The 24709-nt window shown below is 61.1% G+C and carries 22 protein-coding genes; 8 read left to right on the plus strand and 14 right to left on the minus strand.

What is annotated here, in order from left to right:
* Positions 1-17: 17 nt before the first annotated feature.
* Positions 18-1949, plus strand: coding sequence for a trypsin-like peptidase domain-containing protein (locus ABIE32_RS19735; RefSeq protein WP_429018678.1), 1932 nt, complete (start codon positions 18-20; stop codon positions 1947-1949).
* Between the two features lie 148 nt (positions 1950-2097).
* Here the strand turns inward: ABIE32_RS19735 and ABIE32_RS19740 are convergent, their stop codons facing one another.
* From ABIE32_RS19740 to ABIE32_RS19750, 3 genes are all read right to left on the minus strand, one after another.
* Complete coding sequence (locus ABIE32_RS19740) at positions 2098-2973, minus strand: sulfurtransferase (RefSeq protein ID WP_429018723.1); 876 nt, start codon at positions 2971-2973, stop codon at positions 2098-2100.
* Between the two features lie 161 nt (positions 2974-3134).
* Positions 3135-4016 carry a DMT family transporter gene (locus ABIE32_RS19745; RefSeq protein ID WP_224149754.1) on the minus strand — a complete coding sequence of 294 codons (882 nt, stop codon included), beginning with the start codon at positions 4014-4016 and terminating at the stop codon, positions 3135-3137.
* 83 nt (positions 4017-4099) lie between these two features.
* Positions 4100-5239 carry an aromatic ring-hydroxylating oxygenase subunit alpha gene (locus ABIE32_RS19750; protein WP_429018682.1) on the minus strand — a complete coding sequence of 380 codons (1140 nt, stop codon included), beginning with the start codon at positions 5237-5239 and terminating at the stop codon, positions 4100-4102.
* A gap of 393 nt (positions 5240-5632) precedes the next feature.
* Here ABIE32_RS19750 and ABIE32_RS19755 point away from each other — a divergent pair, with 393 nt between their 5' ends.
* The 3 genes from ABIE32_RS19755 to dxs all read left to right on the plus strand — a co-directional run bounded on the left by ABIE32_RS19755 (position 5633) and on the right by dxs (position 8846).
* Positions 5633-5890: an exodeoxyribonuclease VII small subunit gene (locus ABIE32_RS19755; protein WP_224149752.1), complete on the plus strand. Its 258-nt coding sequence runs from the start codon at positions 5633-5635 to the stop codon at positions 5888-5890.
* 8 nt (positions 5891-5898) lie between these two features.
* On the plus strand, positions 5899-6807 hold the full coding sequence (locus tag ABIE32_RS19760) for a polyprenyl synthetase family protein (protein ID WP_224149751.1): 909 nt from the start codon (positions 5899-5901) through the stop codon (positions 6805-6807).
* Between the two features lie 128 nt (positions 6808-6935).
* Positions 6936-8846 carry a 1-deoxy-D-xylulose-5-phosphate synthase gene (gene dxs / locus ABIE32_RS19765; RefSeq protein ID WP_429018686.1) on the plus strand — a complete coding sequence of 637 codons (1911 nt, stop codon included), beginning with the start codon at positions 6936-6938 and terminating at the stop codon, positions 8844-8846.
* Positions 8847-9059: 213 nt separating this feature from the next.
* Here dxs and ABIE32_RS19770 read toward each other — a convergent pair whose 3' ends face one another.
* Both ABIE32_RS19770 and ABIE32_RS19775 read right to left on the minus strand, forming a co-directional pair.
* Positions 9060-11204 (minus strand): tripartite tricarboxylate transporter substrate-binding protein, encoded by a 2145-nt coding sequence (locus tag ABIE32_RS19770; RefSeq protein WP_429018688.1) that lies wholly within the window; start codon positions 11202-11204, stop codon positions 9060-9062.
* 283 nt (positions 11205-11487) lie between these two features.
* The gene (locus tag ABIE32_RS19775) at positions 11488-12024 is read right to left on the minus strand and encodes a toxin (protein WP_429018690.1); all 537 of its coding nucleotides are present in this window, start codon (positions 12022-12024) and stop codon (positions 11488-11490) included.
* A gap of 217 nt (positions 12025-12241) precedes the next feature.
* On the opposite strand from ABIE32_RS19775, the gene ABIE32_RS19780 reads away from it, so the two are divergent.
* Positions 12242-12748, plus strand: coding sequence for a GNAT family N-acetyltransferase (locus tag ABIE32_RS19780; protein ID WP_429018693.1), 507 nt, complete (start codon positions 12242-12244; stop codon positions 12746-12748).
* Positions 12749-12890: 142 nt separating this feature from the next.
* Here ABIE32_RS19780 and ABIE32_RS19785 read toward each other — a convergent pair whose 3' ends face one another.
* Positions 12891-13082 carry a hypothetical protein gene (locus tag ABIE32_RS19785; protein ID WP_429018695.1) on the minus strand — a complete coding sequence of 64 codons (192 nt, stop codon included), beginning with the start codon at positions 13080-13082 and terminating at the stop codon, positions 12891-12893.
* A gap of 293 nt (positions 13083-13375) precedes the next feature.
* Between ABIE32_RS19785 and ABIE32_RS19790 the strand changes: the two genes are divergently transcribed.
* The gene (locus ABIE32_RS19790; protein ID WP_224149745.1) at positions 13376-14458 is read left to right on the plus strand and encodes a TRAP transporter substrate-binding protein; all 1083 of its coding nucleotides are present in this window, start codon (positions 13376-13378) and stop codon (positions 14456-14458) included.
* A gap of 92 nt (positions 14459-14550) precedes the next feature.
* Here ABIE32_RS19790 and ABIE32_RS19795 read toward each other — a convergent pair whose 3' ends face one another.
* From ABIE32_RS19795 to ABIE32_RS19805, 3 genes are all read right to left on the minus strand, one after another.
* Positions 14551-15252, minus strand: coding sequence for a phytanoyl-CoA dioxygenase family protein (locus ABIE32_RS19795; RefSeq protein WP_224149744.1), 702 nt, complete (start codon positions 15250-15252; stop codon positions 14551-14553).
* Between the two features lie 115 nt (positions 15253-15367).
* The gene (locus tag ABIE32_RS19800; protein WP_429018700.1) at positions 15368-17248 is read right to left on the minus strand and encodes a TRAP transporter large permease; all 1881 of its coding nucleotides are present in this window, start codon (positions 17246-17248) and stop codon (positions 15368-15370) included.
* 20 nt (positions 17249-17268) lie between these two features.
* Positions 17269-17898, minus strand: a complete 630-nt coding sequence (locus tag ABIE32_RS19805) for a TRAP transporter small permease subunit (RefSeq protein WP_429018702.1) — start codon at positions 17896-17898, stop codon at positions 17269-17271.
* 454 nt (positions 17899-18352) lie between these two features.
* Between ABIE32_RS19805 and ABIE32_RS19810 the strand changes: the two genes are divergently transcribed.
* Entirely contained in the window at positions 18353-19003 is a 651-nt protein-coding gene (locus tag ABIE32_RS19810) for an OmpA family protein (RefSeq protein WP_429018704.1), read from the plus strand.
* Positions 19004-19130: 127 nt separating this feature from the next.
* Here ABIE32_RS19810 and modC read toward each other — a convergent pair whose 3' ends face one another.
* The 3 genes from modC to modA form a co-directional block, all read right to left on the minus strand.
* Positions 19131-20258, minus strand: a complete 1128-nt coding sequence (gene modC / locus ABIE32_RS19815; RefSeq protein WP_429018707.1) for a molybdenum ABC transporter ATP-binding protein — start codon at positions 20256-20258, stop codon at positions 19131-19133.
* Positions 20255-20953 (minus strand): molybdate ABC transporter permease subunit, encoded by a 699-nt coding sequence (gene modB, locus ABIE32_RS19820; protein ID WP_429018710.1) that lies wholly within the window; start codon positions 20951-20953, stop codon positions 20255-20257. The genes modC and modB overlap by 4 nt, the downstream gene beginning before the upstream one ends.
* A 247-nt stretch (positions 20954-21200) precedes the next feature.
* A complete protein-coding gene (gene modA, locus ABIE32_RS19825) occupies positions 21201-21956 on the minus strand; it encodes a molybdate ABC transporter substrate-binding protein (RefSeq protein WP_429018713.1) in 756 nt (251 codons plus the stop codon).
* 99 nt (positions 21957-22055) lie between these two features.
* On the opposite strand from modA, the gene ABIE32_RS19830 reads away from it, so the two are divergent.
* A complete protein-coding gene (locus ABIE32_RS19830) occupies positions 22056-22865 on the plus strand; it encodes a TOBE domain-containing protein (protein WP_429018715.1) in 810 nt (269 codons plus the stop codon).
* A gap of 196 nt (positions 22866-23061) precedes the next feature.
* Here ABIE32_RS19830 and ABIE32_RS19835 read toward each other — a convergent pair whose 3' ends face one another.
* Positions 23062-24291 (minus strand): IPTL-CTERM sorting domain-containing protein, encoded by a 1230-nt coding sequence (locus ABIE32_RS19835; protein WP_429018717.1) that lies wholly within the window; start codon positions 24289-24291, stop codon positions 23062-23064.
* Between the two features lie 232 nt (positions 24292-24523).
* On the minus strand, positions 24524-24709 hold a 186-nt coding region (locus tag ABIE32_RS19840), incomplete at its 5' end, for an IPTL-CTERM sorting domain-containing protein (protein WP_429018720.1).

A 24709-nucleotide genomic window follows, 5' to 3' on the forward strand; every position in this document is an offset into this window, starting at 1 on the left:
GTTGGTAGTCAATGATTATGAAATTACGTCATCGTGTAACGGCATGGGCGCTGGGGCTGGTATCCCTGGCGTGTGTGGCCCATGCAGGGGCTCAGCAGGTACCTCCGGCGCAAGGCTTCAAAGTCGGTGCATTTGAGCAGCCGCTGAGTACGCCCAAGGAGTTCGTGCTCACCAAGAGCATGAAAGCAGGTCTTGCGGTTGAACCTGTCCGCATTGATCTGGGCGAATGGAGTGGGCTCAAGTCGGCTTCTCAGGGCCCGGTGCTTCTGGTTGGCCAGTCCCGTGAAATCAGCCAAACCCGAACCGCTGAGGCGCTGACTTCGATGCTGCAATGGCGTCGCTCCGCCAGAGGTGGAGCGGTTGCGGCTCTGAGCGTTCGCTCGGGAGGTGCCGAAGGCATGCGTTTGGGGGTGGTGGTGGATCAATTGCCTGGCAATGCCATGCTGCGGCTCTATACCGACCACCAGCCCAACGCAGTGTTTGAAATTGCCGGCCAGCGCGTCTTGCAGATTCTGCAGGCCAATCTGGACGCCGGTGACAACAGTGAAGCGGGCCGCACCTGGTGGACGCCCAGCAGCTCGGGTGATCAGGTGACCCTGGAGATCGAGCTGCCTGCGGGCACGCCGCGAGAAGCGCTGCAGATTGCATTGCCCCGGGTGATGCATATCTATGAAAACCTGTCCTTGCCCATTGGTGACGATGCTGCTGAGCCTGCCGAAGAAAAGGCCATGCCGCTGGGCAACCCGCTCACCTGCCACCTGGATGCCACCTGCTACAACCAATACGATGTTCAGCGCCGTGGCGTTGCCCGCATGGCTTACATCACCGAAAGAGGTGCGGATGGCAGCTACTCCTACGGGCTGTGTACCGGTGCCTTGCTCAACGACTACCAGTCTTCCGGAACCCCGTACTTCCTGACTGCGGCCCACTGCATTTCCACCCAGACACTGGCATCGGCACTGGAAACGGATTGGTTCTATACCTCCAGCAGTTGCGGCAGCAACAGCCTGTCGCCCAGCAGCGTGAATCTGCGCAATGGCTCCCAATTGCTGTATTCCAGCGCCAATCCCGATGTCACCCTCTTGAAGCTCAATGACGTGCCTCCTGCCGGTGCGTATTTTCTGGGGTGGGACAGCACTGCCGTCCCCTTGAACAGCAGCGTGGTGGGTATCCACCATCCAGATGGCGGCCTGCAGAAAATCAGCATGGGCGTGGTTCCGGCGCGTGCGTCCTGTGCTCCCGTCAATGGCAGTTTCAATTGTTCCATTGGCGGAAATGCCGGCAACTATTACTACGTGCAGTGGAGCGAGGGATTGACCCAGCCCGGCAGCAGCGGTTCACCGCTGTTGTACCAGGGCCTGGTCACGGGGGTGCTGTCCGGCGGCTCGACTGCGAGTTGCCCGGCCTCCAATGCCACAAGCGTTTATCCAAGCCTCAACAGTGTATTCCCGGTACTCAGAAAGTGGCTGGTGGACGCGAATGCCAACCCCGCGCCTAATTCTGCACGCGTGCCGATCTACCGTTTCTATAACACCCAGACGGGCACCCATTTCTTCACCGCCGATGCGGCCGAGCGTGATTATGTGATTGCCACCTATCCTGTATTTCAGTATGAAAACATTGTTTTCTATGCTTCCAGGCAGTCGGCTGCAGCGCCCGATGCGGTGTATCGCTTCTATAACACCGGCTCCAACTCTCACTTCTATACAATCAGTGAGGATGAACGCAAATATGTGATTGCCAACTACCCTGTTTTCAAGGAAGAGGGTATTTCCTGGTACGCGCGTAAAACGCAAGGGGATGGCAGTATTCCCATGTATCGTTTCTATAACATGAATACGGGTTCCCACTTCTACACAATCAATGCGTCAGAGCGTGATTTTGTGATTGCAAATTATCCGCACTTCAAATACGAAGGTACCAGTTATTACGTTTGGGGCAGTCAGTAGCCACTGCTTGGCTGCATGGATTGCCAAAATAAAAACACGGCCTATGTGCCGTGTTTTTTTATGATGGAAATACTACTGGAAAAACCGCAATGGCTGGAGCTATTTCAGGGGAGCACCGAGCGGAAAATGCCAGGAAAGCGCCAGCCGTTCAACCGCGCTCCACCGGCCGCGTCGCATCGCTGCACCATTCGCTCCAGCTGCCCGCAAACAGGGCCGTGGGCGCGTAGCCTGCAATTTCCATGGCGATCAGGTTGGGCAGGGCGCTCACGCCGCTGCCGCATTGGTGAACGACGGTGCCGGGATCGCGGCCACCCAGCAGTGCGTCAAATTCGGCGCGCAGCTCGGCGGCCGGTTTGAAGCGCCCATCTGCGCCGATGTTGGTGCTGAACAAACGATTGAGCGCACCTGGAATGTGGCCGGCAACAGGATCGAGCGGCTCTACTTCGCCGCGATAGCGGGCAGGGGCCCGGGCATCGATCACGGTCTGCGCACTGCCCAGCGCTTGGAGCACCTGGCCTGCGGTGCGCAGCTCGCGCAATGGGGCTTTCAACTCGAAATTGCTCTGGAAATGGCTGGTGGGCTTGCCACTCTCTACCGCTCCGCCCATGGCTTGCCAGGCCTGCAGACCACCGTCGAGCACGGCGACGGCCTCGTGGCCTGCCCATTTCAGCATCCACCACAGGCGGCCTGCGTAATTGACGCCATTGCGGTCATACACCACAGCCTGCATGTCGTTGCGAAAGCCGACCTGCGACAGCCAGGTGGCAAAGGTTTCGCGCGTGGGCAGGGGGTGGCGACCACCGGATGCGGCCGCAACCACCCGGCCAGCGCCGTCGTGCGGGGCGCTGAGGTTCTTGTCGAGGTTGGCGTACAGGGCGCCGGCAATGTGCACTTCGTCATACAGCGCCTCGCCCGCCAGGGGCTGGGCCAGCTCGAACGTGCAGTCGAACACCATGACGCTAGCAGGCGCGCTCTGCTGCAGCGCCTGCAGCTGGGCAGGGGTGATGAGGGTGGTATAGGGCATGGTTGCCATCGCAGTGCTCCAAAAAAGCGGCTGGCGCAGGCCGGACAAGGCCCACTCAAGCCTGAAAAAGAGTCGTTTTCAGCCATTATGGTGCAGCACCGTCGGCGCCGTATTTTATGAATGAAAAACACGGCTGACGTATGACTGGTGTGCGCCGTCAGCTATCCTTTGCGCAGCACGGTGGCGGCAATGCCGCTGCCCACGATCAGCGCCATGCCGATCCAGCCGATGGCCGGAATCTGGTCGCCAAACACCACAATGCTGGCCAGCCCGCCGAACACGATGCCCGAGTACTGGAGGTTGGCCACGACCAGGGTCGCGCGGCGCGTGGTGGCACTGGCATAGGCCATGGTCATGAACAGCTGGCCTGCAGTGGCCAGAATGCCGATGGGTATATGCCAGAGTGCAGGCCAGCCGGGGAAGGGCGAGGCGCCGGTGAACAGCATGGTCAGCCCCCCCGCAACCGCGGAGCCCACAGCAAAGTAGAAGACCACGCGCTGCTCGGGCTCGCCAATGCGCGACAGCGCCACCACCTGCATGTAGGCAAAGGCAGACATCAGGCCCGACAGCAGGCCGATGATGCCGGCAAACAGCTGCTCGGCATCCATGCTGGGGCGCAGCATCAGCAGCACCCCGGCAAAGCCGATGAGGACCGTGAGCACCAGCGGAATATTGAGCGCTGGCTGGTCGCCTGCTGCCTTGGGTCGCCAGGCCATCAGCGCGCCGCCCACGACAAAGGCAGCAATCCAGAGACTGCTCATGTAGTTGAGCGTCATGGCGGTGGCCAGGGGCAGCTTGCCGATGGAGTAGAACCAGAAGCCCATCGAGAGCACGCCGATGAAACTGCGCCAGGCGTGCATCAGCGGGTACTGCGTGCCCAGGGTGATGCGCTTGCGCCGGGCCAGCCACCACAGCAAGGCCATGCTGATGAGGCCCCGGTAGAAGATGATCTCTGCCGCGTTGTAGTGGGCAGATGCGAACTTGATGCACACGCCCATGAGTGCGAAACAAAAGGCGGCGGCCACCATCCACAGGGCTTGCATCGGAAGGACTTTAGAATAAAAAAGCTGCTTGCGCTTATTGTGTAAGCGCGAGCAGCTATTGATTTGATAGTAATTGAGAGGAATTACTTCGCCAGAACAGCCTCTTTCATCATACTGCGATACCACTCGTGAAAGTGCTGCATGCCGTCTTCCATGGGACTCTGGTAGGGGCCGACTTCGTTGTCGCCGCGCTCCCACAGAGCCCTGCGGCCCGCGTCCATGCGCTCGCCGATCTCGTCGTCCTCAATGGCGGTTTCCATGTAGGCCGCACGCTGGGCCTGCACGAACTCGGGCTCGAAGGCGCTGATTTCTTCCGGGTAGTAGAACTCGACCACGTTCATGGTCTTTTCCGGGCTGATCGGGTGCAGGGTCGAGACGGTCAGCACATGTGGGTACCACTCAACCATGATGTGCGGGTAGTAGGTGAGCCAGATGGCACCGTGCTCGGGCATCTGCCCGCCACGGTAGGCCAGCAGCACTTCGTGCCACTTCTTGTAGGTGTCGGAGCCTGGGCGGGCAAAGCCGGGCGCAACGCCTACGGTCTGCACCGAGTACTCCTTGCCAAACTCCCACTGGAGATCGTCGCAGGTGACGAAATTGCCCAGACCTGGGTGGAAAGGGCCGACGTGGTAGTCCTCCAGATAGACCTCGATGAAGGTCTTCCAGTTGTAGTTGCACTCGTGCATTTCCACGTGGTTGAGCACAAAGCCATCAAAGCTGAGCGCTGCGGCCGGGCCCATGCCAGCCAGGTCAGCCTGGATGTCGCGACCGTTGTCTTCAAACAGCAGGCCGTTCCATTCACGCAAACGGTAGTTGTTGAGGTTGAGGCAAGGGTCTTGCGCGAAATGGGGCGCGCCCAGCAGTTCACCACTGGGGCTGTAGGTCCAGCGGTGCAGCGGGCAGACGATGTTGCCGCCCGCACTGCCTTTTTGCTGGTGATGGAGCGAGCCCCGGCCCTTGAGCATCACCGCCTGGCGATGTCGGCAGACGTTGGAGATCAGCTCGGCCTGGCCCGTGGCGCTGCGCACCAGGGCGCGCCCTTCCTTTTCATGCGGAAGGGCGTAATAGTCGCCAATCTCGGGGATCGCCAGTTGGTGGCCGACATACTTGGGGCCGTGCTGGAAGATGGTTTGCATCTCGCGCTCAAAGAGCGCTTGATCGAAATAGCTTGAAACTGGAAGTTGGCTTGCGGCCTGCTGCAGTTGAAGACTTAAATCAGACATGGGTGACCTGACCTAAAGACTCCCCACAGGGAGGTTGCGCGTGCATGCGCAGAGAAAAAATAAAACCGGCTACCCTAGAAGAATACCGGTTTCGCGAGAAATGGGATTATACCCAGTGGGGTTATTCCCGTTCCGTTCATGCGTGAATTGAGAGCAATTCTCGGCTGCAGAACGGAACTGCCTTTCCATACTGGCTTCAAAATTCTATCAAATTGATAGCTGACTGCGCGCTCTGGTAGGGCGAAATCCCTGTCTGGGAAACTGGATATGATGGCCTGCTGGTCTGCGCTTTGCAGGGGTAGCGGGCGCTGTGTTCGTGGTGGCGCGCGCAGCGCCTAAAATCAGCGCTTTCCATTCCGTACCAGCGGCAACCCCGGTTGCCCTCGCAAGCCCATGCCCAAGGCCACAGCCTCCAAGGCGTCTGCCATGCCAGATTTGCCCGAACCCGCCAACTATGAAAGCGCCTTGCAGGAGCTCGAAGGCCTGGTGGCGCGCATCGAATCGGGCCAGTTGCCGCTCGACGACATGCTGGCCGCCTACCAGCGCGGCGCCGTGTTGCTGGCCTACTGCCGTGGCAAGCTCGAAGCGGTGCAGGACCAGATCAAGGTGCTGGACAATGGCCAGCTCAAGCCCTGGGCGAGCGAGGAATAAAGAGAACAATGACAGCAGCGCACGAAAATTTTGCACAGTGGTGCAGCGATGAACTGGCCCGCGTGGAAGCGGCCCTGAACCAATGGATCGTGGCCGACGCTCCCGCCAACCTGGGCGAGCCCATGCGTTACGCCGTGCTTGATGGGGGAAAGCGCCTGCGTCCCTTGCTGGTGCTGGCCGCTGCACAGTCCGCCGGTCCGTTGGGCGTGCCGCAGGCCGAAGCCGCTTTGCGCGCCGGTTGCGCGGTGGAGCTGATCCATGCCTACTCGCTGGTGCACGATGACATGCCCTGCATGGACAACGATGTGCTGCGACGGGGCAAGCCCACGGTGCATGTGCAGTTTGGCGAAGCCCAGGCCTTGCTGGCGGGCGATGCCTTGCAGGCCCTGGCGTTTGAATTGCTGGTGCCTGAGGGCCGCGATATTCCCGACGCCATGCAGGCCAGGCTGTGCCGCCAGTTGGCGCTCGCTGCTGGCTACAACGGCATGGCAGGGGGCCAGGCAATCGATCTGGCAAGTGTCGGCAAGAGCCTGACGCAGCCTCAGTTGCAGCAGATGCACAAGCTCAAGACCGGCGCGCTGCTGCAGGCCAGCGTGGAAATGGGCGCCACCTGCGCCGGTATTACGGGCGCTGCACTGGCGGCGCTGCGGCAATACGGCGCGGCACTGGGTCTGGCCTTTCAGGTCATCGACGATGTGCTCGATGTGGTGGCAGATTCCGCCACATTGGGCAAGACGGCAGGCAAGGACGCGGACAATGACAAGCCTACCTATGTATCGCTGATGGGCCTGGATGCTGCCCGCGCCTACGCCAATGATCTGCTGGCCGAGGCGCAGCTGGCGCTGGCGGGCAGCGGCCTTGCGCAACCGCGCGCGCTGGCCGCGCTGGCCGATATGGTGGTGCGCCGCAGCCACTGAGGCGTGGTGCAAAAAGTGCCTTGATACCGGTCAATTTACCCAAGGCGCTACCATAGACCATTGCGATTTGAACAAAAAACTGCGCCAGCGCTTGTCTGGCATGCGCAGTCAGCTATCGAAACAGTAGTATGCCCACGAAGAACTTTCCATTGCTCGCCACCATCAACGATCCGGCCGATCTGCGCAAGCTGTCGCGCGCCGAGCTCAAGACCCTGGCGCGTGAACTGCGGGAGTTCGTTCTGGAGAGCGTGTCGCAGACCGGCGGACACCTGAGCTCCAACCTGGGAACGGTCGAGCTGACCATTGCCTTGCACGCGGTCTACGACACGCCCCATGACCGCTTCGTGTGGGACGTGGGCCACCAGACCTATCCGCACAAGATTCTGACGGGCCGCCGCGACCGCATGACCGGCTTGCGCCAGTTGGGCGGGATTTCGGGCTTTCCGCTGCGTACCGAGAGCGAATACGACGCATTCGGTACCGCGCATTCGTCCACCAGCATATCGGCAGCCCTGGGCATGGCCGAAGCCTCCAAGCTCAAGGGCGAAAGCCGCCAGGCAGTGGCCATCATCGGCGATGGCGCGATGACGGCCGGCATGGCGTTTGAAGCCTTGAACAATGCTGGTGTCAGCGATGCGAACCTGCTCGTCATCCTGAACGACAACGACATGAGCATCAGCCCGCCGGTGGGCGCACTCAACCGCTATCTGGCGCAGTTGATGAGCGGCCAGTTCTACGCCAAGGCGCGTGGCGTGGGCAAGAGCGTGCTCAAGCAGGTGCCTCCGCTGCTGGAGCTTGCCAAACGACTGGAGCAGCAGGCCAAGGGCATGGTGGTGCCTGCCACGCTGTTCGAGAATTTCGGCTTCAACTACATCGGCCCCATCGATGGGCATGATCTTGATTCGCTCATTCCCACGTTGGAGAACATCCGCCAGCTCAAGGGGCCGCAGTTTCTGCACGTCGTCACCAAGAAAGGCCAGGGCTACAAACTGGCCGAGGCCGACCCGGTGGCCTACCATGGCCCGGGCAAGTTCGACCCGGCCATTGGTCTCGTCAAACCTGCCACGCCGCCCAAGCAGACCTTTACCCAGGTATTTGGCAGCTGGCTGTGCGACATGGCCGCCCATGATGAGCGACTGGTGGCCATTACGCCAGCCATGCGCGAAGGCTCGGGCATGGTCGAATACCACAAGCGCTTTCCCAAGCGCTACTTCGATGTGGGCATTGCGGAGCAGCATTCGGTCACGTTTGCCGGGGGCCTGGCCTGCGAAGGACTCAAGCCGGTGGTCGCCATCTATTCGACCTTTCTGCAGCGCGCGTACGACCAGCTGATCCACGACGTGGCCCTGCAGAACCTGCCCGTGGTGTTTGCGCTGGACCGCGCGGGCCTTGTCGGTGCCGATGGCGCCACGCACGCGGGTAATTACGACATTGCATTCACCCGCTGCATTCCCAACATGAGTGTGGCCTGCCCGGCTGATGAGCGCGAATGCCGCCAACTGCTGAGCACCGCCTATGCGCAGAACCACCCCGTGACCGTGCGCTACCCCCGTGGCGCAGGCGTTGGCGTGGCTCCACTGGAGTCGCTGGAGGGCCTGCCCTTTGGCAAGGGTGAAATCCGCCGCCAGGCCCAGCCTGCGGTGGCGGGGGCGCCACGCATTGCCATCCTGTCGTTTGGCAGCTTGCTGTATCCGGCCTTGCAGGCCGCAGAGCAGATCAACGCCACGGTTGCCAACATGCGCTGGGCCAAGCCGCTGGATACCGAATTGCTGCAGCAGATCGCACAGACCCACGATGCCCTGGTGACCGTGGAAGACGGTTGTGTGATGGGCGGTGCAGGCAGCGCCGTGCTCGAAGCACTGCAGGCCTTGCACCTGGAGGTGCCGGTGCTGCAACTGGGCTTGAAGGACGAATTCATCGAACATGGCGACCCTGCCAAACTGATGGCGTTGCAAGGGCTGGATGCGGCAGGAATCCAGAAATCGATCACCGAGCGCTTTGGCCCGCGCACCGTTGCAGCTGCCAGTGCGGCAGCCTGATTTCTGTACACGCCAATCACGATGCCTGGCAGGTTGCCAGGCATTTTTTCGTGGAAGATGCCTCGCTGAACAAAAGCACCTTTCGGGGGGCGCCTGGTCCTGTTTGGTTGCCTGACGTGGATGCGGTGGGCCGGCCCAGGCATGCCTGCTGGCGAGCGCGTGAGACTGCCGCTGTGGCAGCGTCGCTTTCCGTGGAGAGCGTGAATGCAGCCATCAACGCGTCGATGATGAGAGCGCGCGCATCCAGTGTTCGTACTCCTGGTGTTCCAGCTCCAGCAAGGCCTCGGGTGGGCCGCCTCCACCGACGGCCTGAATGTCTCGCAGAGAGTCGCGCACCTCGGGCTTGGCAAGCACCTGTGCCACCGCTTCCTGCAAGATGCGGTTGGATGCGGAATCCGAATCCGCAGGTGCCCAAAGGCTGAAGTGGTCGTATACCGTGTAGCCAGCCAAGGATGCATTTGAAGCCAGCGTTGGCCACTGCACTCCCCGGTAGCTTTGGGGATGCGCCGGGTTGGCGGTGGTGCCCAGCACCCGCAACTGGCCGCGTTCGATGGCTACTTTCACGCCGTTGGCGGGTGCAAACAGCAACTCCACCGCATGTTCCTTGGTAATCACATCCGAGTCGGGGTACATGCGCTTGTAGACCACGCGCTGCATGTCAACGCCGCTCATCGAGCGGAGCAGGCCGAAGGCGAGGTGTCCGATCCAGCCATCGTCGCCGGTGGCAATGCGCAGGCTGCCAGGGTGGGCGCGCGCGTAGGCCAGCAGGTCATCCGTGCTGTGAATGCCTAGCGTGTCGGCCTTCTCGCTGTCGATGACCAGAACCAGCGGCTCCGACGCCAGCAGCGTGACGGGGTGAAGGGATTGCAGCAGCGTATCGATCAACGGGCCTTGGTGCAGGCCCTTGATGCCCCCGCGCGGCAGCATCATGGCGCCGAGCCAGACTTTGGCGTTACCGCCTTCCATCGTCAACAGGCGATAGTCGGCCAAAGTGGCGGGCGGCTTGTGATCGACCTGCACATTGCGCCCCAGCAGATTGGGCAAGTGCTTGGCCAGCATCTGGGCATAGTGGTCGCTGCGGCCACCGGGGGGAAATATCACGGTGATGTGCAGCGTGGGCTGCGGTGCAGGGGCTAGCCACTGCCCTGCGTCGTTCATCAGTCCGAAGCGTATGGCCCACTGTCCATCAGTAGATGCGTTGCGTACCAGAGCTTCGGCCGCCCAATAGCGACCCACGCGGTGGAATTTCCGGATCATGGGCCAATCGTCCTGCCACCCGGGAGGGCGCCAATCCTCCGGGAATGCGCCTGCGACAACGGCGTAACCATGGCGGAACTGGCGCGCCTCATGAAACTGCGGCGCAATCACCCATTGGCCCTGGGCGTCCTGGTATCCCCACCGATTCGTGTTCACGTCCTTCACCGGGCGCAGGGCGGCTCCTCCATGGCTGCCGTGCAACCGTTGCCAGCGGCACACACGTGAGGTGTCGGTGTGGCGCTGAGAATCCCATCCGCCGGAGGTACACAGCTGGATGCGCTTCTGGGCGGTTGCATCGGGCAGGTTGCCGAAGATGAACGGGATTACCATCCTCCCTCGCGCATCGATCAGGCCCGTGCCAGAGGAGCCAGGCGTCACAATCTGCTTCCTGTAGGCCATCCACTGCGCAGTAGTGATATCGAGCGGCGGTACGGGGGGAAGCCACTGGCCTTGTGCATTGCGCAGGCCAGGCTGTGCATATACCTTGTCAATGTGCAAATCGGAGGCCATTTGTTCGCCTCCGTCTGGCGAGAGGTAGGAAATTGCGAACGGGGAATCGACGTATCTCGGGTCCAGGCCATCACAGGTGACGGGCGGAACGGCCCACCGACCTTGCGAATCAATCCGCCCGTAGGCCGTGGTGCTTCGGAGTCCACCTCCCGGCTTTCGCTCTACCAGCCACACTTTGAACCCCGGTTGAAGTGTGTCGTTGATGCTGCTGGCGCTGACATAGTCCATCCGGACAACCTGCCAGCGGCCATCGCAGAAGCTACGAGCTGCCGAGGACAGAAAAAGCGTTTGTCCGCTCTGCGCGTTGAACAGCGCGGGGGCCAGCGCGCTGTTTTTGCCCGGATTGAGGCCCAGCCAACGCAACCGCTCCATCAGGCGGGGGTCAATGCCGACCGTGAACGCGAAAATGTCTTTCCACGGCTGCACCTGCCCGACTTGCCCGGTCACCGGCTGCAATTGCCAGTTTGCCTGCATGGGCATGGCACGGCCAGGATCGGCATAGAGGTCGGCGTAACTCGGCGGCGCTGCATGGACCCGGCCCAGGGCGATACCGAGCCACAACAGGGCGGCGACGAGATACAGACGCTTCATCAGGTGATGTCTCCAGGCACTGCGTGTCCATTTCAATGGCATGATTTTCCTATCGCTACCTTGCCGCCTTGGCAATGCACCGGGCAGATGGACAAGAGCATACTGTTTGGAATGGTGGTTTGTTGTGAAACATGCGCCATGTGAGCGAAGGGTTCGGTCACAGTCCCATCCGCGGCAAAGGCTGCGGCGCAACGGCGTTCCAAACCACTCCCCAAAATGCCTGATGCCAAATATGCAATGGACGGTTGAGCTGTTCACTGCCGGGGCGAGGCGCGCCCCCGTATCAGCCCTGCGGCGAAGCGGTGACTTTGTCGAGAAGCTGCAGGGCCTGTGACGGCTCGGTGATTTCTATCCACTGGAGATGGGAAAATTCGCCGTGGTCGCGCAAAACAGCGAATTTCGACTGGTTTTTCTCGTAGGTGGACAGAGCCCAGAGAAGAATCGAGTCTTTGGAAAAGAATGCCATGCGCAGCGATTCCCGGTTTCCGTGTGACAGCTGCTTGCGAGTGAGACCACGGCCGAGGGTGCGCCAGAGCAGGCGGGAAAACACCGTGAAGCGTCCGTAGTTGAGCCAGACCACATGTGTTGCGCGCGACCAGAGCACGTCTCGAACGGCGCTGTAATTCCCATCTGCGACCCAGCATGCGCCTTGAGTCGCTTCAGTGACCGAACGCCTGAATTGATCCAGAGGCACGGGTTGCCAGCCTGGCCCCCAGTACAGCGAATCCAACTCGATGAAAGGAGACCGCGTTTGGGCTGCCAGTTTCATCGCCAAGGTGGATTTGCCTGCCCCGCTGGTGCCGACTACTAGATAGCGCATCTCATTCCTGTACTTGCATGGCTTCCCATTGTGCTCACGAGAGAAGAGGTGACGGAAGGCCGACACTTCTCGACCATACCAGCAAGTTCATCACTTCTGTAGACACGCATGACGGGCCAGCACATCAGTGCAAGTTCACTTGGCTATCTGCCAACTGCGGAGGCTCGAGTGAGAGACCGGCGATGGTCCGCATGTTGCCAGCGCTACACTCGCAGACATGAACCTGCTGATTCGACCTGAAAGGCCCACAGACCCAGCGGCCATTGAGTCCGTTACCGTGGCCGCATTTCTTCATGCGCCCCATACCGACCACAACGAACAGTGCATTGTTGCGGCCCTTCGAGCTGCACAGGCACTCAGCATCTCTCTTGTTGCCGAGGTGGATGCAGCCGTGGTCGGGCATGTCGCTGTTTCACCAGTTTCCATTGCCGGTGATTCGGTGGGCTGGTTCGGCCTGGGGCCGGTATCGGTCGTTCCTGCCCTGCAAGGCAAAGGCATCGGGTCGAAGCTGGTGCGCCAGGCGCTGGGCATGCTCAAGGAGCAAGGGGCATCGGGCTGCGTGGTGCTGGGAGACCCCTTGTACTACACGCGATTCAGCTTCAGAAATGAGGCGGGTCTGGTCTTGCCGGGCGTCCCGCTTGAATATTTCATGGCAATATCGTTTGGGCCGACAGTGCCTGCCGGAGTCGTTTCCTACCATTCTGCATTCACGGCAACGCATTGATGGAATGCGCCTGGGGCCTTCTGGGCCTTCAAGGCGTTTAAGGCGTTTAAGGCGTTTAGGGCGTTTAGGGCGTTCAGGGCCACAGCACCTGCTTTTGCCAGTTGCCTTCCTTTTCCGTATTGGCATAGCGAAGCCGTTGATGCTATCTGTCCGTGGTGCCCTGCCAGGACTCCTGCACGGTGCGTATGACGGCGAACAGACGCCATCCCGGCTCGGTATGCTCGGGATGGTTGTCGAGAAATGTCCGGGCTCCAACTGGCGGCAGGCGCGTGACCTGCTGCGGAGCGACACTCTTGACGAATTGGCATTCATTGTCGAATGAGCAAAGGCTCATGATGCAGGTCAAGAAAGCCGCGTTTTCCATCTCCATGCCAAAGATGGCAAGAGGCAACGACTGGCAAAGAGCGGTTGTGGAAGCATGCCCATGTATTGGGGGGCCAAGGCCACACGCCTTCTTGCACGCGTGGTGCAGATGTGGTGGACAAGGAACATAAATAAGGCGCGATCTGCAGGGAAAACCCGAGCAAGTCGCATGAGCAACCATTTCTACAATTTGCAAACCAAAAACCGGGCTTCAGCTGTGGCACGATTGCAGCTGCAACTTTTTACAATCAATCGGAGATACAGATGGATCGTCGTTCCCTTATCAAGAATGCTGGCATCGCTGGCGTGTTGGCTGCTGGTGTGGCCCCCGCTGTGCATGCCCAGGCGGCGGTGCGCTGGCGTCTGGCTTCCAGCTTCCCCAAGTCGCTGGATACCATTTTCGGTAGCGCCGAGAAGCTGTCGCAGACCGTCAAGGCGCTGTCGGGCGGCAAGTTTGAAATCTCCGTTCACCCCGCTGGCGAGTTGATGCCTGCTTTCGGTGTGGTCGACGCACTGCAGTCCGACACCATCGACATGGCAGAAACCGCTGCCTACTACTTCACCGGTAAGGATCCGATCTTCGCCTTCAGCTGTGCCGTGCCCTTTGGCCTGACCACCTTGCAGATGAATGCCTGGAAGGACCATGGCAATGGCCGCAAGCTGCTCGATGCCTTCTTCGAGAAATACAACTTCAAGACGGCATCCGCTGGCAACACCACTACCCAGATGGGCGGCTGGTACCGCAAGGAAATCAAGACCGTTGCCGACCTCAAGGGCCTCAAGATGCGTCTGGGTGGCGGCGTGTTCGGTGAAGCCATGGCCAAGCTGGGCGTGGTGGCGCAAAACATGCCTGCAGGCGATGTGTACCAGGCTCTGGAAAAGGGCACTCTGGATGCCGTGGAGTTCGTCGGCCCCTACGACGATGAAAAGCTGGGCTTCAACAAGGTGGCTCCGTTCTACTACTACCCCGGCTGGTGGGAAGGCTCCGCAGACCTGGAGTTCTTCATCAACATCAAGAAGTACAACGCGCTGTCGCCCGAGAACAAGGCGATCCTCGACGCAGCCACCCGCGTGGCAGCTGCCGACATGACCAGCAAGTACCAGGTTCTCAACCCCATCGCGCTCAAGAAGCTGGTGGCCAACAAGACCCAGCTCAAGCCTTTCCCCAAGGAGCTGATGGACGCAGGCTTCAAGGCCTCGATGGAAGTGTTTGCCGAGCACGAAGCCAAGTCGCCCGAGTTCAAGAAGATCCACCAGGACATGCGTGCCTTCCAGCGCGACCAGATCCTGTGGAACCGTTTCTCCGAGTACCCATTCAACCAGTACATGGCGTCGGTCAAGATCTAAAGCGATTCCCTCTGCAGCGCTCGGCGCTGCGGGATGGAGCACCCAAGCCGCAGCGCAAGCTGCGGCTTTTTCATTGCGGCGATCAGGGGCGCTCAGGCCCCTGCAGCACCCGGTTCAAAACACTCACTGGTATCCATGCGTACGTTGCGCAGCCTGGCGGTCTTGAGGTGAGAGGCATACAGCGGCTCGGCAAAGTAGCTGACAAGGAAGGAACGGCGCCGCGCGCCCGATGGATTGATGCAGGCGCCATGCACCAGATCGGCGTCGAATACCAGAATATCGCCTGCGTGGCCGCTCAGCTGCAATGAGCGCGATTCATCGAGAAAGTCGAATGGCGCTTCCTGAGGCCGTGCCCGGTGGCTGCCCGGCACGATGCGCGTGGCTCCATTGTGTGGCCCATAGTCGTCGAGAAAAATGAGCACGCTGATGTTGTCGCCCGGCCGCTGCGAGGACAGATCGCGGTGCAGTTGCTGGTGACCTCCGCCCTGGCGTGGTTCTCGCCCCTCGACCTGGGCCAGGAAAAAGCGCTCGCCAATCAAGGCCCCCACCACTGCCAGCAGGGCGGGCAACCGGCACACTGCTTGCACCTGTGGCAGGAGGTCGACCATGGCGTGGTTCCAGCTCGATGCACGGGGCACTGGCCACAGTGCAGACTCGGCAATGTTGCTGTCGAAGCTGGCGCACAGATCCGGCAGCCAGTCCTGCGGGACCGCCTGGCTCAGCAGGGCAAAACCGTTGCTGTGGAGTTGCTCTTGCTCACTAGTGGAAAGCGGTGAATGGCGGGCAGCGGTCATGGGGCAGTGCAGGGATGAAAAAGACTCTTCTGGGGTGGGTGAAAGCCGTCAACGGCTTTGAAAGCACCCATAAAAAAGCCCCGGCATGTGCCAGGGCGGGGAGGTGCAGGCCAGCTTACTTGCTTGCAGGTGCAGCGCTGGAGGCTGCGTCCTGCAAGAGCTTGGCGGGATCGTCCGAGCCGTAGCCGCCGTCAGCAGCAGGTGCGGCGGCTCCCGGAGCGTCGGCTCCCGAAGCGGCGGCTCCAGGGGCAGGAGGCTCGCCGTTGATGCTGGGCGCGTCCGAACCATAGCCGCCATCGCCGCCAGGGGCTGCAAACGGGTTCTCTGCCCCATAGCCAGCACCGGCGTCGTTCAACTGCTCCATCATTTCTGCGTTGACCTTGTTCATGTCCACGGCCACTGGCTTGTCGACAGCGCCCGTCACGATGCCGGGGAACGCGATCAGAACGCCCACCATCACCAGCTGGATCAGCACAAAGGGAACGGCTCCCTTGTAGATCTGCATGGTGGTCACCGGCTCGATCACCTTGTGCGTCACACGGTCCACATACTGCTTGTCAGGTGCCACCGAACGCAGGAAGAACAGCGCAAAACCGAATGGTGGGTGCATGAACGAGGTCTGCATGTTGACGGCCAGCAGCACGCCGAACCAGATCAGGTCGATGCCCATTTTTTCGGCCACGGGACCAAGCAGCGGCACCACGATGAACGACAACTCGAAGTAGTCCAGGAAGAAGGCCAGGAAGAAGATCATGATGTTGACCACGATCAAGAACCCAGTCTGACCGCCGGGCAGGCTGGTCAGCAGATGTTCCACCCACTTGGGGCCGTCGGCCGCCTGGAAGACCAGACTGAAGGTGGTAGCGCCAATCATGATGAACATCACGAAGCTGGCCAGCTTGGTGGTGGAGCCCAGCGCCTGCTTGAGCAGGGTCATGTTCAGACGCTTGCGGGCAAAACCCATGATGAGGGCTGCCATCGCACCCATGGCACCGCCTTCGGTAGGCGTTGCGATGCCCAGGAAAATGGTGCCCAGCACCAGGAAGATGAGCAGCAGAGGAGGAATCAGCACAAAGGTCACGCGCTCTGCAAGCTTGGACAGCAGGCCCAGTTTGAAGATGCGGTTGAACGATGCCAGCACGAAGGCGATGAAGGTGCCGCCGCACATGGCGGTAACGATCTTTTCGTCAGTGGCGACTTCGGTGATTTCCTTGCCTTGCCACCAGGTGTGGATGTCGGCCATGTGGCTGGCCAGGAAGAGGGCCACCACGGTCGAAATGCCCATCACAACGATCAGCGAGGTATAGCCTGCGTTGCCATTGGCTTCACGGTAGATGCGTGCCTCAACAGGCAGGGCTGGCACCATCTTGGGCTTGAAGATGGCCAGGAACATGACCCAGACCACGTACAGCCCCATCAGCATGAAGCCGGGAATGAACGCGCCCTTGTACATGTCACCCACGCTCTTGCCCAACTGGTCTGCCATCAGAATCAGCACCAGCGAGGGCGGAATGATCTGCGCCAGGGTGCCGGATGCTGCAATCACGCCCGATGCCAGGCGCCGGTCATAGCCGTAGCGCAGCATGATGGGCAGCGAGATCAGGCCCATCGAGATCACCGATGCGGCAACAACGCCGGTGGTGGCTGCCAGCAGGGCGCCCACAAAGATCACCGCCAGTGCCAGACCGCCGCGGATGGGGCCAAACACCTGGCCCACGGTATCCAGCAGGTCTTCGGCCATGCCGGAGCGCTCCAGGATCAGGCCCATCAGGGTGAAGAACGGCACGGCCAGCAAGGTGTCGTTGGCCATGATGCCGATCAGGCGCTGGGGCAGCCAGGCCATGACGGACGACGGAAAGACGCCCATTTCGATGCCGATGAAGCCGAAGGTGAGGCCCGCAGCCCCCAGGCTGAACGCAACCGGAAAGCCCAGCAGCAGGAAGACGATGAGCCCCGCGAACATGATCGGGGCGTAGTTGGTAGCGATAAATTCCATGTGTTTTTCTCCCGCTACCGTCAGGCTTTGTGGGGGCTGGCTTGCGCTGCCAGGGCCTCGGCCTGCTTGCGCTCGGCTTCGGCACGCAATGCTTCGGCCAGTTCTTCTTCGGCGCTCTTGTCGCTGAGCTTGCCCATCGGATCGGGGCCGTCGCCTGTCAGGAAGGCAACGCGCTTGATCAGCTCCGAGATGCCCTGCAGCAGCAGCAGGGTGATGCCTACAGGGATTGCGGCCCAGACCGGCCAGCGGATCAGACCGCCTGGGTTACCCGAGATCTCGCCTGACTGGTACATCTGGATCACGACGGGCATGGACAGCCACAGGATCGTGACGCACAGCGGGGTCAGGAAGAAGGCGAAGCCGATGATGTCGATCCATACCTGGGCCTTCTTGGACAGGCGCGAGTTGACCACATCGATGCGCACGTGTTCGCGGTGCAGCAGGGTGTAACCGGCCGCGATCAGAAAAGACCAGGCAAACAAATACCATTGCACTTCCAAAAAGGCATTCGAGCTGGTGTCGAATGCCTTTCGAACAATGGCGTTGGCGGCGCTGATGAAGGTGGCGGCAAAAATCAGCCAGATGGAATATTTGCCGACAAAGGCGTTCAGCCTATCGATAGCCCTGGATAGGGCAAGTAAAGCCTGCATGGTGTCTCCAATGGTTGGCTAGTCCCGTGTTGTGCGCTGGTCTGCCGGTAAGCGGGCGTACGCATCGTCAAAAAGCATCGATTTTACGAATAGCTACGCTTCCTCAGGAATAAGTTTGAACCCGTGAAAGTGTTGAATGTTGCGTTCACAAGGAAAATAGCTGGTCTAAATGACGAAATCTAGGGTAAATACTAGGCTGATGCTGATATTGCTTGCCTGAATTGCTATGGATTTTGCGTTCTCTCAAACATCTGGGCATGCGGCTGTTGATGGCGCGAGAGATCGATGTTGCGTGGTGCTACAGCGCCTGCCGGGCGTTCTGGTTACAATCGCGCTCGAATTCCGTGCTTTGTATGTCTGGGCCCGATTGCGTGCGTGATCTGGCCTTGGCGGCGGATCGGATCTATTTTTTCTTGTTCATAGTTAATGCACCACCGGTGTTTGGAGTTTCACAGTGAGTTCCTCGCAAAACAATGACAGTGATGAGCGCTTTGCCCTGGGCCTGGTTTTTGCCCTGATCACCCTGGTGGTGTTGAGCGTTTTGTGGTTTGGTGCATACAAGGGCATTCATGGTGCCAAGTCGGCCAAGGGTGGCGTGGTCGCCGCCAAGCTGCAGCCGGGCGCTTCGGGCGCCGTGCTGGGCGGCACTGCTTCAGCAGGATCTGCTGCAGCCACTGGCGCGGGTGACGCTGCTGCTCAGGCGGGTGCTGCTGCCGGTGACTCGGCATCTGCGGCCAGCGGCGCTGCGGCCCAGGCCGGTGCTGCTGCAGACGATGCAGCCCGCGTGCTGATCGAAAACGGCATCGTCAAGTTCTACTTTGCCACCGCCAAGGCCGATCTGGCTCCTGGCGCCAACGAGGCGCTGGTGGATGTGGTCGCTGGCGTGAAGGCGGGCCAACGCGCTGTGATCTCGGGCTACACCGATTCCACGGGCGACGCTGAAAAGAACGCTGAATTGGCCAAGCAGCGCGCCTTTGCCGTGCGCGATGCGCTGGTGGCCCTGGGCGTGGCGGAAGACAAGCTGGACCTGAAGAAGCCTGAAGCGGTGGAAAACGCGGGCAACAACGCCGAAGCACGCCGTGTGGAGGTGGTGCTCGCCAAATAAGCCAGCATCTGCTGCAAACAGCCCGGCTGCATGCCGGGCTTTTTTGCGTCTTTTGCTTCTGATTTGATAGCTTTTGGCGCTTGATGGGTAAGCGTTATAGGCGGTTTTTGTCGATATCCAGCTCAGCTCAGCGGAGCACCGCTACGCTTTTGAGTTGCGCATGCACCGCCATGCCAGGTGCAATTTGCAGCACCCTTGCCGAACGCGCAGACACCAGTGCCAGCAGATAGGTACCTGCATCGCCAGGCTCCAGACGCAGTTGCACCAGCACCTGCCCGGGGCCGCTGGCCTGCGCGGCCGTCACCGTGGCTGGAAGGCTGTTGAGGATGCTGCTGCCGGTGTGTGGCGCCAGCGACAGGCTGACATCGCGCGCCAGGATGCGCAGGCGAACCTGTTCTGCTGGTTGGTAATGGGCATCGGGTTCGGTCCAATGCAACTGGTGGGCTGCCTGCGCGCCGATCTGCATGGACCACAGGTGGTCTTGCGCGTCATGGGCGCAGACCCGGCCTTCCACGATGCTGGCCTGCTGCTCGCCGGGCAGGCTGCGCGTCAGAGGCGCATCCATCCGGGTCAGTACGTCGGCCACATCGCCTTGCGCCACGACACGGCCCGCCTGCATCAACAGCATGCGATCGGCCAGGCGGCTGACTTCGTCGATGGAGTGGCTGACATAGAGAATGGGCAATGCCAGCCGCTCACTCAGTTTGTCCAGGTAAGGCAGCACCTCGGCCTTGCGCTCGGCGTCCAGTGCGGACAGCGGTTCATCCATCAGCAACACGCGCGGGCTGGTGGCCAGCGCACGGGCGATGGACACGCGCTGGCGTTCGCCGCCCGAGAGCGTTGCGGGCTTGCGTGGCAGGAGGGGCGCAATGCCCAGCAGATCGATGATCTGCTCCAGCGCAACGCTTTGGCGGGTTGGCGGCGCGCGGCGCAGGCCATAGCGGATGTTGCCTTCTGCCGTGAGGTGCGGAAAGAGGCTCGCTTCCTGAAACACGTAGCCCAGCGCGCGCCGGTGGGTGGGCAACCAGTGACGCGAGGCATCGTCCTGCCAGACATGGCCGTTGACGGTGACCGCGCCGCGCGCACGCTCCAGCCCTGCCATGCTGCGCAACAGGCTGGTCTTGCCACAGCCCGAAGGCCCGAACAAGGCTGTCACGCCCTGGCCGGGCAGTTGCAGATCCACGTCGAGCACGAAATCGCTGCGCTGCAACTGCAGGCGCGCGGTGATGCCTTGGGCGTGGGTGTTTGGGTTCATAACGGCGTGGCGTTGCGGTGGTCGCGCGGTTGCAGCCACTGCAGTGCCACCAGCACCACAAAGGCAAAGGCCACCATGCCGCCAGCCAGCCAATGGGCGCGGGCGTATTCCATGGCTTCCACATGGTCGTAGATCTGTACGGACACCACGCGTGTCACGCCTTCGATATTGCCGCCCAGCATCAGCACGATGCCGAATTCGCCCACGGTGTGGGCAAAGCTCAGCACCGCTGCGGTGATGAAGCCGGGCAGTGCCAGCGGCAGTGCCACGGTAAAGAACGTGTCGATACGGCTGGCGCCCAGGGTGGCGGCCACTTCCAGCGGGCGGTTGCCGATCGATTCAAACGCACGCTGCAGCGGTTGCACGGCAAACGGCAGCGAGTACACGAGCGAGCCCACCACGAGCCCTGCAAATGTGAAGGGCAGCCGCCCCAGCCCGAGCGACTGTGTCAGATGGCCAATCGGCCCATTCGGGCCCATGGTGACCAGCAGGTAAAACCCGATCACGGTGGGCGGCAGCACCAGCGGCAGCGCTACCACCGCTCCAATCGGCCCGCGCCAGTGCGAACGGGTGTGCGCAAGCCACCACGCCAGCGGCGTGGTCAGCACCAGCAGCAATAGGGTGGTCGTACTGGCCAGCTCCAGCGTCAGCCGGATGGCGGCCCAGTCTTCGGGGCGGAGGAGGGCGGAGGTCAATGGCGTGCAGGCGGCAGTGGGCTATATAAAAGGAAGCGGCATGCGCATATGGTGGGCGGTTCTTTATGCTTCTTCAAGCGGAAAACCCCGTATGGCAATTGCAGGCTGCTATGAAAACATATGCGCTGCAAGGGCGGGTAGACGGTACGTCCGCAGCCAATGTGCCTAGATGGGCCATTGGCGCACCGCCTGGTTGCAGCCACGAGCCGCGTTCTGGTTGCAGGCCGTCAGTTTGGGAAACACGTTCTCAGAAAGCGTAGCCGTAGCTCTTGATGACTGCGCGCGCCTTGTCGCCTTTCAGGTATTCCATCAGTGCCTTGGCTGCGGGATTGTCCTTGGCGCTGTTGAGCACAATCGCGTCCTGGCGGATCGGCTCGTGCATGGCTTCAGGGACGATCCAGGCGGAGCCTTCGCGCAACTGACCGCCCTCCATCACCTGGGACAGCGCTACAAAGCCCAACTGGGCATTGCCGCTGGCGGCAAACTGGTAGGTTTGGCCGATGTTCTCGCCCTGCACGACCCTGGGCTGTACCTGCGCGGTGAGGCTCAGCTTGTCGAGTGTCTGCATGGCTGCCAGTCCATAGGGAGCCAGCTTGGGGTTGGCAATGGCGATGTGCTGGTAGTCACCGGTTTTGAGCACCTGACCCTTATCGTCCACATAATTGGCCTGTTTGCTCCACAACACCAGTTGGCCAATGGCGTAGGTGAAGCGGCTGGCGTCCACCGCCTTGCCTTCCTTGGCAAGCTTTTCTGGCGTGGTGTCGTCGGCAGCCAGCAGAATGCCGAATGGAGCGCCATTGTTGATCTGTGCGTAGAACTTGCCCGTTGCACCGAATGACAAGGTCGCCTTGTGGCCCGTGTCCTTTTCAAACTGGGCGGCAATCTTCTGCATGGGCGCAGTGAAGTTGGCGGCGACGGCCACGGCGACCTCGTCTGCCTGCGCGTGTGCGCAGAAGACGGCTGACAGTACCAGGGCGATAGAGGTTGGGCGCAGGCAATTCATGGGTGTCCAAAGGTTACGCTATTCTTAATAGGAATAACGAGTGTAATCTGATTTGTTGCAGGTGCCAAATATCTGCGGCTTCATGCGAAGATGCGTGCCATGATCCGTAAAGCATCCCTTACCGCCGCGCTGGCAGAGCAGCGCTCCGACCGCCGCATCGAGGTGCTGCGCCGCATACAGGCGAGTGGCTCCATTTCGGAAGCTGCGCGCCAGGTCGGAATCAGTTACAAGGCGGCCTGGCAGGCGCTCGATACCTTGTCCAATCTGGCCGGGGTGGAGTTGGTGCAGCGCAGCGTCGGCGGCCGGGGCGGCGGCGGCGCGGTGCTGACGCCCGATGCTCTCTTGTTGCTGGAGGCTGCCGATGCCATGGGGCAGGCGCGCGAACAGCTGCAGGCGCAGTTGCAGCAGGCGCAAAGCCACGCCAAGGGGGATGCTCCGCGTGCAGGCATCTCCGTGGCCACCACCTTGGCGCGGCTGCAGGTGGTGACCAGCATGCGCAACCAGTGGCCCTGCGTCGTGCAAAGCCTCCATGCCGACGGGCCGCTGGTGGTGGTGCAGATGCATGGCGCGGAGGCGGGTGCGCGGCAGTTCGAGGTGCGCTCGCACATCACGAACGAAAGCGCACAGTTACTGGGCTTGAGGCCCGGCCTGCCCGTGCTGGCCATGTGCAAGGCAACCGCAGTGACGGTGGTGCCGGCAGGCGAGGCGGGGCAGCCAGCTGTCAATCACTGGCAGGGCACAGCCACCCGCGCAACCCGGGGCGGATCGGTGCAGGAAGTCGCCGTGCGGCTGGCTGCGGGCGTGCAACTGGTTGGTTTCAGCCAGCAGGCTGCCGGGTTACGCGCGCGTGCCCGGGTGCAGGTCGTGGTGGAGCCATCTGCTGTTGTGATTGCGCTCAGCGGGGAGTGAACCAAACCCGGGCAGAGGGAGGCAGACATGGCCTCGCGCTTTGCAGGCATGTGCCAGGATGGAAGGGCCACTGCACAGTTCAGCCACCGTCTTGCCCGTCCAGACGCTGGGGTGGCGGCTCGGTGCCAACAGAGGCGGGCGCATACCGTGCCAGCTTGCAGGATGAAAAAAAGCCACCCTGAGGTGGCTTGGATGTTCAGCGGGCGCGTCTCCGGATGCGAACCAGGGCGAACAAGGCCAGCGCGGAGGACAGGCCCATGAGTGCCCACTGGTCAAGGGTGGGTACGGCGGTCGGGCTGGGCGCTGGCGTGGTCGTGCAGGTCACAACGACGTTGGTCACATCCGAATTGTTCATCGGGCCGGATTGGGCCTGCGTTACCGAGCAGGTCTGTGTGGCAGGCTGACTGGGGATGGTCACCGCATAGCTGTCCGATCCCAACAGCGATTGGGGGAAGTTGAAGGGGCCGTTGGCTGAAATTTGTACCTGGTCCCCGTTGCTGTTGAGCAAGGTCAAGGTATTGCCGTCAGCCAGCCCGACGACGGTTCCGCTCACATGGTAGGCAAGGGCTGTCCACCCTGCATAGAGCGTGATGTTCTGAGTCACAGGCGTGGCAAAGTCATAGGGCTGGGTGAGGCCTGCGTCCTGGAACCAGCCGGTAAAGCTGTATCCGGGCCTGGTGGGGGCGGATGGATCGGTGGCCAGATCATCGGGGTAGACGGATTGTGGGGCCACGGCTGAGCCGCCATTGCTGACAAAATCCACGGTGAGCAAGCACGACTGCCCCATGTCTTCGAGCTTGATGTTCGTGACAACAGGGGATGCGCCAGTCATTCCTGCTTCATACAGGCGCATGGAGAGCGATCCGCTTTTGGCACACACCGTGGCGGAAATGGAGCGCGAAACATTGTCATCCGGAATGTCCAGTCTGGCAGTCACAGGGCCAAAATCCAGGCCCAGTGCTGTAGCGCCGGGAGAATCGTCATGCCAGGCATCTGCCGACACACGATACACCTGGCCGACGGTCAAACCAGTCAGATTGCGGCGCATCTCGCCCTTGGGACGGGGCGTACCCATGACACTGTCAAAAAAGGCCTCGTTCAACCAGGCAGCCTTCGATGCCCCGCCTGGGAATACGGTAGCTCCATAGGGGGTGACCAGATAGGACGCACCATCAAACGCCCAGGTACCGCCGCATGCGGGTTGCCCATATTGCGTTGCTGGTGTGGCATAGGGATAGAACATGTTCACAAAGCCAATACCCGTTGTCACCGGCGAAGCATAGTTCTGCCCCAGGGCGCAGGTCTGCAACTGGTCCAGGAAAATCTGGGTCTGTGCCTTGGCGGGCTGAATGAGCCCGATGAGTCCAAGGAGCGCAAACAACCAGGTGCAAAGGAACTGACGGAAAAAAGGAGACCGTGGGAACATGCGTCTTGACCTCAATGGCTTCTCGAAATAGCGCTCATGGCGCTGCATATGTCATCCTGGAACAGGATACCGGATGAGCTCGGATGATAGCGGGACTCGATGAAGTTGTCTCAATTTGTTTCGTTGGCGCTGGTGGTGATACAACAATTTCTCACCGAATGCTGAATACGCCGAGCTGACCGATTCATGCCTGGCAACTGCCAAGAAAAAGCCACCCGAAGGTGGCTTTGCATCAGCTCTGGCGTCTGCGTAACTGCATCGCGCCCATTGTCACCAGAACCAGTGACAGGGCCATCACGCCCCATTCTTTGAGGGTGGGGACCGGTGCAGGGGTAGGCGGCGCCGTGCTGGTGAGCTTGTTCACGAATGCCGCGACATTGCCGCTGCCCGATGTCACCAGTGTCACGGCAGGGGGCAG

Source organism: Comamonas sp. 4034 (assembly GCF_050434545.1).
Taxonomy (GTDB): Bacteria; Pseudomonadota; Gammaproteobacteria; order Burkholderiales; family Burkholderiaceae_C; genus Comamonas; species Comamonas odontotermitis.